Annotated in this window: 7 protein-coding genes and 1 pseudogene; 2 read left to right on the forward strand and 6 right to left on the reverse strand. The window is 70.3% G+C overall.

The window, feature by feature from the left end; genetic code table 11:
- Positions 1 to 2,796, forward strand: a 2,796-nt coding sequence (locus PHC73_RS07720) for a methylmalonyl-CoA mutase family protein (protein ID WP_300126428.1), incomplete at its 5' end; no start/stop codon positions are given.
- A 166-nt stretch (positions 2,797 to 2,962) separates the two neighbouring features.
- Here PHC73_RS07720 and PHC73_RS07725 read toward each other — a convergent pair.
- The 3 genes from PHC73_RS07725 to PHC73_RS07735 are packed head-to-tail and all read right to left on the reverse strand — an operon-like array spanning position 2,963 to position 5,543.
- Positions 2,963 to 3,355, reverse strand: a complete 393-nt coding sequence (locus PHC73_RS07725) for a DUF6285 domain-containing protein (RefSeq protein ID WP_300126430.1) — start codon at positions 3,353 to 3,355, stop codon at positions 2,963 to 2,965.
- A gap of 2 nt (positions 3,356 to 3,357) precedes the next feature.
- Positions 3,358 to 4,377, reverse strand: a complete 1,020-nt coding sequence (locus PHC73_RS07730; RefSeq protein WP_300126432.1) for a phosphotransferase family protein — start codon at positions 4,375 to 4,377, stop codon at positions 3,358 to 3,360.
- Positions 4,374 to 5,543 (reverse strand): acyl-CoA dehydrogenase family protein, encoded by a 1,170-nt coding sequence (locus PHC73_RS07735; RefSeq protein WP_366949829.1) that lies wholly within the window; start codon positions 5,541 to 5,543, stop codon positions 4,374 to 4,376. Before PHC73_RS07735 ends, PHC73_RS07730 begins: the two co-directional genes overlap by 4 nt.
- Positions 5,544 to 5,934: 391 nt before the next feature.
- Between PHC73_RS07735 and PHC73_RS07740 the strand changes: the two genes are divergently transcribed.
- Positions 5,935 to 6,843: a GGDEF domain-containing protein gene (locus PHC73_RS07740; protein ID WP_300126436.1), complete on the forward strand. Its 909-nt coding sequence runs from the start codon at positions 5,935 to 5,937 to the stop codon at positions 6,841 to 6,843.
- A gap of 57 nt (positions 6,844 to 6,900) precedes the next feature.
- On the opposite strand, the gene PHC73_RS07745 is transcribed toward PHC73_RS07740, so the two are convergent.
- The 3 genes and pseudogenes from PHC73_RS07745 to PHC73_RS07755 form a co-directional block, all read right to left on the reverse strand.
- A complete protein-coding gene (locus PHC73_RS07745) occupies positions 6,901 to 8,250 on the reverse strand; it encodes an ATP-binding protein (protein WP_300126438.1) in 1,350 nt (449 codons plus the stop codon).
- Positions 8,251 to 8,928, reverse strand: a complete 678-nt coding sequence (locus PHC73_RS07750; RefSeq protein WP_300126440.1) for a response regulator transcription factor — start codon at positions 8,926 to 8,928, stop codon at positions 8,251 to 8,253.
- Positions 8,929 to 8,939: 11 nt separating this feature from the next.
- A pseudogene (locus PHC73_RS07755) lies at positions 8,940 to 9,407 on the reverse strand (hypothetical protein); the annotation flags it as partial.

Raw genomic sequence — 9,407 nt, forward strand, 5'->3', positions numbered from 1 at the left:
GGCCTCACCGACGAGTGGCTGCTGCGTTTTCTGCGTCATTTCCCGGACCTCCGCATCGCCATGCTGGCGGTCGACCCGACGCGCCGGCGCACCGGCGGGGCGCTGCTCGGCGACCGCATTCGCCTGAACGCGCTGGCTGACGAGCGCATCTTCATGCGCTCGGTAGCGACGCGGCGCTCGCACCTGGCGACGTCCGCGGTGCTGAAGGACGAGATCGAGTTCCTGGCCGACTGCGGGTTTGGCCTGATCGTGGTCGAGACCGCCGGCATCGGCCAGAGCGACACCGAGATCGTCGACCTGGTCGACTTGCCCGTGTACGTGATGACCAGCGAGTACGGCGCCGCCACGCAGCTCGAAAAGATCGACATGCTCGATTACGCCGAGCTCATCGTGCTGAACAAGTTCGAGAAGCGCGGCGCCGAGGACGCGCTGCGCGACGTGCGCAAGCAGTGGCGGCGCAACCGCCACGCCTTCGACGCGCCGGACGCGGCGGTGCCGGTGTTCCCGACCATCGCGAGCCAATTCAACGACCCGGGCGTGAACTGGCTGTTCGTGTCGCTGTGCCGGCGCCTCACCGAAAAACTCGGCCTCGACGCCGCGCGCTGGACGCCCGATCTCGACGTGACCGTGCGCGAGCCGCGCGCCCGGGCGCTCATCCCGGGCCACCGCAGCCGCTATCTGGCCGACATCGCCGACGCCGGCCGCGCCATCCGCGCCCGTATCGAGCGCGCGGCGGACGCCGCGAGCCTCGCCCAGAGTCATTACGAGAGCCTCTCGGCGCTCGACGACCCGGCGCTGCCGCCGGCGCTCAGCCCCTATCCGCCCGAGGCGCTCACCGACGGCGGCGACCGCAGCCTGCTGACCCTGCGCCAGCGCTACAACGCCGCGCTCGGCGAGCTCAGCGACGAGTCACTCCGACTTTTGCGCGACTGGCCGGCGCGGCGCGCGGCCGTGACGGCCGAGCACTATTCCTACGACGTGCGCGGCCGCGCCGTCACCGGCGACAACTACGTCCTGACGTTGTCGCACCTGCGCGTGCCGAAGATCGCGCCGCCGCCTTACCGCGACTTCGGCGAACTGCTGCGCTTTCTTGGCAACGAGAACCTGCCGGGCGCCTATCCCTACACCGGCGGCGTGTATCCCTACCGGCGCGCCGGCGAGGATCCGACGCGCATGTTCGCCGGCGAGGGCACGCCCGAGCGCACCAACCGGCGCTTTCATTACCTCTCCAAGGGCCAGCCGGCGGCGCGCCTGTCGACCGCCTTCGACTCGGTGACGCTGTACGGCGAGGACCCGCACCCGCGGCCGGACATCTACGGCAAGGTCGGCAACTCCGGCGTGTCGATCTGCTGCCTCGACGACATGAAGAAGCTCTACTCGGGCTTTGATCTCAGCGCGCCGACGACGTCGGTGTCGATGACCATCAACGGCCCGGCGCCGATGATCCTGGCGATGTTCCTGAATGCCGCCATCGACCAGCAGGTGGAACGGCACCTGCGCGAGACCGGAAAGTGGCCGGCAGCGCAGCAGAAGATCGATCAATTACTCACCGGCAAGCCGCGGCCGGTGTACGCCGGCGAGCTGCCGCCCGGCAATGACGGGCTGGGACTCGGCCTGCTCGGCGTGACCGGCGACCAGCTGGTCGATGCCGACACCTACGCGCGCATCGCGTCGGACACGCTGCGCAGCGTGCGCGGCACCGTGCAGGCGGACATCCTCAAGGAAGACCAGGCGCAGAACACCTGCATTTTCAGCACCGAGTTCGCCCTGCGCATGATGGGCGACATCCAGCAGTACTTCGTCGACCACCAGGTGCGCAATTTTTACTCGGTGTCGATCTCCGGCTACCACATCGCCGAGGCCGGCGCGAACCCCATCACCCAGCTCGCCTTCACGCTCGCCAACGGCTTCACCATCGTCGAGTACTACCTGGCGCGCGGCATGCGGATCGACGACTTCGCGCCGAACCTGTCGTTCTTCTTCAGTAATGGCATGGACCCCGAATACGCCGTGCTGGGCCGCGTGGCGCGGCGCATCTGGGCGCGCGCCATGCGCGAGCGCTACGGCGCCGGCCCGCGCAGCCAGATGCTGAAGTACCACATCCAGACCTCCGGTCGGTCGCTGCACGCGCAGGAGATCCAGTTCAACGATATCCGCACCACGCTGCAGGCGCTGTACGCGCTGTACGACAACTGCAACAGCCTGCACACCAACGCCTATGACGAGGCCATCACCACGCCGACCGAAGAGTCCGTGCGCCGCGCGGTGGCCATCCAGCTCATCATCAACAAGGAACTCGGCCTCAACAAGAACGAAAACCCGCTGCAGGGCAGCTTCGTGATCGAGCAGCTGACCGACCTCGTGGAGGAGGCCGTGTACCAGGAGTTCGAGCGCCTGTCCGAGCGCGGCGGCGTGCTGGGCGCCATGGAGACGCAGTACCAGCGCGGCAAGATTCAGGAAGAAAGCCTCTACTACGAGCACAAGAAGCACGACGGCAGCCTGCCGATCGTGGGCGTGAATACCTTTTTGGCCGAACAGGACAGCGCCGAGCCGGCCTTCGGCGGCGAGCTGGTGCGCTCTACCGAGGCCGAGAAGCGCCAGCAGCTCGAGGCCGTAGAGGCGTTCAAGGCCCGCCACCGGGATACCGCCGGGGCGGCGCTGGCGCGCCTGCAGCAGGCGGCCACCGCCGGCGAGAACACGTTCGCCGCCCTCATGCATACCGCCCGCCACGCCACGCTCGGCCAGATGAGCCAGGCGCTGTATCAGGTGGGCGGTCGGTACCGGCGCAGCATGTGAGCGCCGGCTGGCGCTGCTTTGTCCAGCGCTTGCGCCCGGGGCAGGATGTCCAGGCATGAATCGACGGCGTAACCCGTTGATTCATGGTGCGCTGCGCGGGCATGCCCGTTGCTGCGGCGAGCTGAAAAAAATTCTGGGGATGTCCCGCGCTTGCTTCGATGTCGCCTCAAATCGGCTCGAAATCCGCCAGATAGCGCGGGTTGGCGATTTCGAGCTTGGCGCGCACGCCGGCCAGTACGGCGGTGAGGCTGCCATCCGGCGCGCGGCCGGCGCGGATGAGCTGGCACAGCGCCCGCTGCAGCTCGGCGACGGCGGCGGCCAGTGCCCGTGGCTCGGCGGGCGCGGGGCGCTGCTCGCCGAGCAGCGTGGCCAGGCGCGCATACTCGGCGGCGAGCAGATCGGGTTCGAGTGCCAGCTCGCGGCGCAGCATGTCGAGCAGGTTGGCGGCGATCAGCGTGCGAAAGCGCAGGCGCGGGTCGCTGACCGTCGGCAGCAGCTCGGTCGCAAGAAACAAGCGCACCGCGTCCAGCAGTTCCTGCGCGCTCGGGCGGTCCTGCACGGTCAGTCTCCGGGGTAACGTGGATGACGCGGGTCGATCAGGCTCAGGATTTCGAGCTCGATCTCGGCCGTCATGCGCCCGAGGCTCGCCAGTTCCAGGCTCGGCTCCTGCCCGGACAGGTGGCGCCGCGCCTGCGTGACGGTGGCGATGGCCCATTTTAGGTTGGACGCCACCTCGAACCAGTACAGTTCGCGCTCGCTAAACGCCGTGCCGCGGGCGGCGTTGTAGGCGGCCAGAAAGTCGGCCACTTCACCCACGCCGCCGTAGCGTTTGCCGACCACGCCAAAGCGCCAGGCGCGGATGGCGCCGAAGGTCAGATCCTCGCCGGGATGGCCGCGGTGGGCGAACTCCCAATCGAGCACGCCGACCAGGCCGGCCTCGTTCACCACCACGTTGCCGACGCGGTAATCGCCGTGGCACAGCACCGGCGGCATCTCGCGCGGCGGGTGCGCACGCAGCCAGGCAAGGCCGAGTTCGAGCGCCGGATACGGCTCGGCGATGGCGGCCAGTTCTTCCTCGAGCATGCGCAGCGTGTAGGCGGCGGCGCCTTCGCCGGGCGCGGGGCCGGGCAGGAAGGCAGTCGCCTCGACGGGCACGGCGTGGATGGCGGCCAGCGCCCGGCCCATCTGTGCCGCCAGCACACGGCGGGCATCGGCGAGTGCAGGTTCGCGCACGATGCGCCGGCCGATGGTCTCGCCCTTGAGGCAGGCCATCACGAAGGCCGGCTTGCCGGCAAGATCGGGCAGGTAGGCGTACGGCCGCGGCACCGGCACACCCGCGCGGTGGGCGAGTTCGATCACCGCGTATTCATCGGCCCGGCCAAGCGCATTCGCGAACATGCGCCCGCCAAGATCCCGCCGCACGATCAGCGCCAGCGGCCCGCCCGGCGTCGCCACCTCGACCCGCCAGGCCTGCTGCGAGGCGCCTCCGGCCAGCAGTTTCAGGTCCGCGATCTGCGCCGTGCCGAAGCGTTCGACGAGCCACGGCGCGAGCGCCGCGGCGAGCGAATCTGCCTCGCTCACGGGCTGGCTTGGGCGGCCTGGCGCAGCAGGCGGATGCCGATGCTGGCGCGGTGCACCTCGGTGGCGCCGTCGTAGATGCGAAAGCCGCGGATTTCCCGATAGAACTGCGCCAGCGGCAGGTACTCGCTGATGCCGCTGGCGCCGCACATCTGCAGCGCCCGGTCGACGACGCGGTTGACGGCTTCGGCCACGAATACCTTGGTCATGCTGGTCTCGTGCAGCGCCTGCTCGCCGCGGTCCAGACACCACGCCGCCTGCCAGATCATCAGGCGCGAGGCGTGCATCTCAATGGCCGATTCGGCCACCAGGCGCTGCATCTCCTGGTGCTGGGCGAGGCGCTTTTTGAACGACTCGCGCCGGTTGACGTAGTCCATGGCGATGTCGAGCGCGCGAGCGGCGATACCGAGCCAGCGCATGCAGTGCGTGAGCCGGCCGGGGCCCAGGCGCTGCTGCGCGTACTCGTAGCCCTTGCCGATGTCGCCGAGCACGGCGTCGGCGCCCACCCGGCAGGCGGCGAAGCGCACCTCGCAGTGCCCGCCCGGGAAGGCGTGGTCGAGCGTTGGCGTGTGGCGGAGGATCTCGAAGCCGGGGTTGTCCGCGTCCACCATGAACATGGTCGGTCCGTCGTCGGTGCGCGCCATGCAGATGGCGAATGCCGCCCCGTCGGCGCCGGTGATGAACCATTTGTCGCCGTCGATCACCCAATCCGTCCCGTCGCGCACGGCGCGCGTGAGCAGCATGGCCGGATCGGACCCCACGCCCGGCGCCGGCTCGGTCATGGCAAAGCAGGAGCGCACCTCACCTTTGGCGAGTGGCGCGTAGTAGCGGGCCTTCTGTTCGGCCGTGCCGACGGCGTGCAAGAGGTGCATGTTGCCCTCGTCGGGCGCCGCGCAGTTGAGCGCCTGCGGACCCAGCAGGCTGCGCCCGGCGGCCTCGAACACCAGCGCGCTGTCGCGCCAGTCGAGCCCGAGCCCGCCGTATTCGCGCGGCACGCGCGGCGCGAACACGCCGGCCTGCCGCGCCGCCTGCTGCAGCTCGCCGCGGATGGCCTCGAGGCGCTCGGGTGCGGCATTGACCTCGGCCTCGCGCGGGATCACCACCTCGTCGATGAAGCGGCGCACCCGCGCCACCAGGGCCGTGGTTTCGGGGTTGGGCGAGAAATCGATCATTGGGTGATGGTCTCGTAGACGGGCAGGGCGTTGCACGACGATGCACGGACACCCGGCGCGGCGGGGCCGGGTCGTGAAGCATAGCCTGCCGGGCGGGGTGGTCGGTAGGAGGCGGCGGGCGCGCAGCGCTACGCGGCGCGCGCGAGCCCTGGGGTCAGCCGGCGGTCGCCGGAAGATTGGCGGCACCGGGCCGGCTGCTCGCGGCGGGCGTCAGACTTCTGGCAAACTGGGCGCCATGAGCGGTCGCGCCGAGCTCGTAATTACCCTATTTTTCAAAAGGGTAAAGAGAACTTCGTCGGCGTGGTCGCAGGTTGGCACGCCATTCGCAAGGTGGTTTTACGGTGGTCGCGTGGGCGCGGCCGGTTCGGCGGTCAAGGAACCCATTCGGATGAAACCAGTCACCATCGTCTCGAATGCCGTGTCGGCGCGCGGCGCGGCGCCGCGTGCGCCGTCGCGGCGCAGTCCGGCCGATCTCGAAAAACACGCCCTGGCGTTGGCGGCGAATCTGGCCCGCCATCTGGAGCTCGAACCGCTGCTGGCGGAGTTCTCGCGCGGTGCTGGCGATTACGTGCCGCACGATGGCCTCACGTTCCGGCATGAATTGGCCGGTAGCGAGCGGACCCTGGTGTGCGGCGCGCCGGCGCGCCACAGCTGCGCCTATCAGCTGACCGTCGAGGATCAGCCGCTGGGCACGCTCACCCTGAGCCGCCGGCGTCGTTTCGACGAGACTGAACTGGCGCTGATCGAGCAACTGCTGGGCGTCATCGTCTATCCGCTGCGTAACGCCTTGCTTTACTGCCAGGCCCAGCATGACGCCGCCACCGATCGCCTGACCGGGCTGGCCAACCGCAGCGTGTTCGTGGACGCGCTGGGGCGCGAAATCAGCCGTGCCCAGCGCTACGGCTGCGGTCTGTCGCTGCTGATGGTGGACCTGGACAACCTGAAGCCGATCAACGACCGCTACGGCCATGGCGCCGGCGATGGCACCCTGCAGGCGGTGGCGCAGGCCCTGCGCGCGGGGGTGCGCGATTCGGATCAGGTGTTCCGCTACGCCGGGGACGAGTTCGCGGTGTTACTGGTCGGCGGCACGGCGCCGGCGGCGCGCGAGGTGGCCGAGCGCCTGCGCGCCCGGGTGGCGGCGGTGTCGCTGCCATCGCTGCCGGCGGCGCCCACCGTCAGTGTCGGCCTCGCCAGCCTGCGGCCGGGTGACGATGCGCGCACGCTGTTCGAGCGTGCCGATAGCGCGCTGTACGCCGCCAAGAACGCCGGTCGCAACTGCGTGTGCAGCGCCGACTAACAGGCTGTCGAAAAAAGGGCTTTCTGCCTTTTTCAGGCGGGCTCGCCGGCGGTCGCTTCACCGTCCCGGCAGGTGCACCGTCACCCGCGCTCCGCCCAGGCGCGGCGAGTCGTCGATCTCGACCCGCCCGCCATAGGCGACGGCGATGTCGCGCACCACGGCCAGACCAATGCCCTGCCCGGTCACGCGCCGGTCGGCCCTGGCGCCGCGTTCGAGCACGGCCTCGCGCAGCGGCGGCGGCACGCCGGGGCCGTCGTCTTCCACGATCAGTTCAAGCCCGCGTGCCGGTGTTTGGCCGGCGCCTGGCTGCACCCCCAGCAGCACCCGCCGCTCACACCATTTATAGGCGTTGTCGAGCAGGCAGCCGAGCAGTTCGTACAGGTCCCCTTCGTCGCCGGCGAATTGGCCCTGCTGGGGATCGTCGAGTTCGGCGGCAACGCCCTTGTCGGCGTAGACCTTGTCCAGGCCCGCCATGATGCGGCCGGCCACCTGCGCCACCGGGACGGTGGCCGAGAAGGTGCTGCGGCCGGATGCGGCGGCGCGGCGCGCCTGGTAGGCCAGCGAGGCATCGATGCCGTCGACGGCGTCGGTCAGCAGGCGCCGCTGGGCGGCCGGCGCGTCGGCGGCGGCGTTGCGCAGCACCGCGAGCGGCGTTTTGATGCTGTGGGCGAGGTCGGCGAGCGCGTTTCGCTGGCGCAGCAGCTGGGCGCGCTCGTGCCGCAGCAGCGCGTTCAGGCCGTCGGTGAGGGGGACCAGCTCGTCCGGATAGCGGCCGGTCAGCGCGTCGCATTCGCCGCGCTCGATGCGCTGCAGGTCCTGCGCCACGCGTTGCAGCGGGCGCAGGCCCCAGCGCAGGATCAGCATCTGTGTGAGCAGCAGCAGCGCGGCGGCGCCGCCCAGCCACAGCATGAGGGTGGTTTCGAACTGGCCGATCTCGGCTTCGAGCTCGTCCAGGCGCGCGGCGACCGAGAACGTGAACCGCCGCGCCGGGCCGCCCTGCACCTCCCAGCCGACGCCGTAGCTGTAGGCCAGCAAGGCCTCACCGTCCACCTGTACGCGCGCCCAGGATTCGCGGCCTGGCGCAAGGGGTTGCACCAGGGGCAGGTTCAGCCCCGTGGCAGACGGCGAGCGCCAAAGAAGGGTGCCGTCGGCGGCGCTCACCTGTGCGTAGCGGCCGGAGCCGGGCACCTCGAGGCGGCTTTCCGGCAGGTCGGCGGGTAACTCGAGCCGATCACGACGCAGTTCGGCCACCGACAGCAGCGCGTAGATGTCGGTCTTCAGGCGCGCGCGCAGGGCGCTATCGGCGCTCTGGCGGTAGGCGCGGTCCAGCGCTACCGCGGTTGCGCCCAGGAACATCGCCAGCACCAGCAATGAGGCCAGCAGCAGCCGGCGGCGGATGGACCCCATTCAGGCGCGCCGCAGCGCCAGCCGGTAACCGCGCCCGCGCAGGGTCTCGATCGGGTTCAGACGCTCGTCGGGGTCGATCTTCTGCCGCAGGCGGCGGATGAACACCTCGAGCACGTTGCTGTCGCGGCTGGCGTCGTCCGGGTACAGGTGCTCGGTGAGCTCGGTCTTGGACACCACCTCGCCGGCGTGCAGCATCAGGTACTCGAGCACCTGGTATTCGTAGGCGGTCAGGTCCAGTTCGGTGTCGTCGAGGTAGGCGCGCTTCTCGCGCGTGTCGAGCTTCAGCGGCGGGCAGGCGATGACGGAATCGGCCCAGCCGGCGGTGCGGCGGATCAGCGCCCGCAGGCGGGCGATCAGCTCGGCCATCTCGAACGGCTTGACCAGGTAATCGTCGGCGCCGGCGTCCAGGCCCGCCACCTTGTCCTGCCAGGCATCGCGCGCGGTGAGGATGAGGATCGGGTAGCGGCAGCCACGCGCGCGCAGGCGGCGGATCACCGCCATGCCGTCACGTCGCGGCAGGCCAAGATCGATGACCGCCACGTCGTACGGGAACTCGAGCCCGTAGTACTCGGCCTCCATACCGTCGCCGGCGCCGTCGACCACGAAGCCGGCTGCGGCCAGTGCCGCCCGCAGCTGGTCGCGCAGGGCCGTTTCGTCTTCCACCACCAGGGCGCGCATGGTCGTCTGCCTCAATCCCGGTTGCGGTGGCGGCGCGCGTCACCGCGCTCGGCGTCGCGCGGGTCGACGTAGCGCTCGCGCACGTAGCCGTCCGGGGTCAGCACCCGCACCCGGTAGCCGCGGTCGTCGGTCGGCTGCGAGGACAGTACCCGGCCGCGCTCGTCGCGGCGCACCGCTTCGGCGGCCCGCCGCGCGTCGCGGTCGTAGCGGTAGCGGTCGTGGTCGTTGTGTGAGGTGCCGAGCGGGCGCCGCTGGGCGCTATTGCGACCGTACCTGTCGTCGCGATCGGGGCCGCGGCTCCAGTCGCGCCGGTCCGGCTGGTCGCGATGGTCGCCGTGCCGGTCGCGGGAGTCGCCTGGCGGCGGATCGGCCAGCAGCGGACCACTGCCGGCCAGCAGGAGCAGGCCGGTCAGCAGGCAGGCGAGAGGGGGGATGCGCTTCATGTCGGTTCCAGCGCCGCGTGCGGCCGTGCTCAGTAG

This window comes from Immundisolibacter sp. (assembly GCF_028696615.1).
Taxonomy (GTDB): domain Bacteria; phylum Pseudomonadota; class Gammaproteobacteria; order Immundisolibacterales; family Immundisolibacteraceae; genus Immundisolibacter.

Coding starts and splice junctions, on each gene's coding strand:
- PHC73_RS07740 (WP_300126436.1), top strand. CDS start 5,935: ATGAAACCAGTCACCATCGTCTCGAATGCCGTGTCGGCGCGCGGCGCG.
- PHC73_RS07745 (WP_300126438.1), bottom strand. CDS start 8,250: ATGGGGTCCATCCGCCGCCGGCTGCTGCTGGCCTCATTGCTGGTGCTG.
- PHC73_RS07750 (WP_300126440.1), bottom strand. CDS start 8,928: ATGCGCGCCCTGGTGGTGGAAGACGAAACGGCCCTGCGCGACCAGCTG.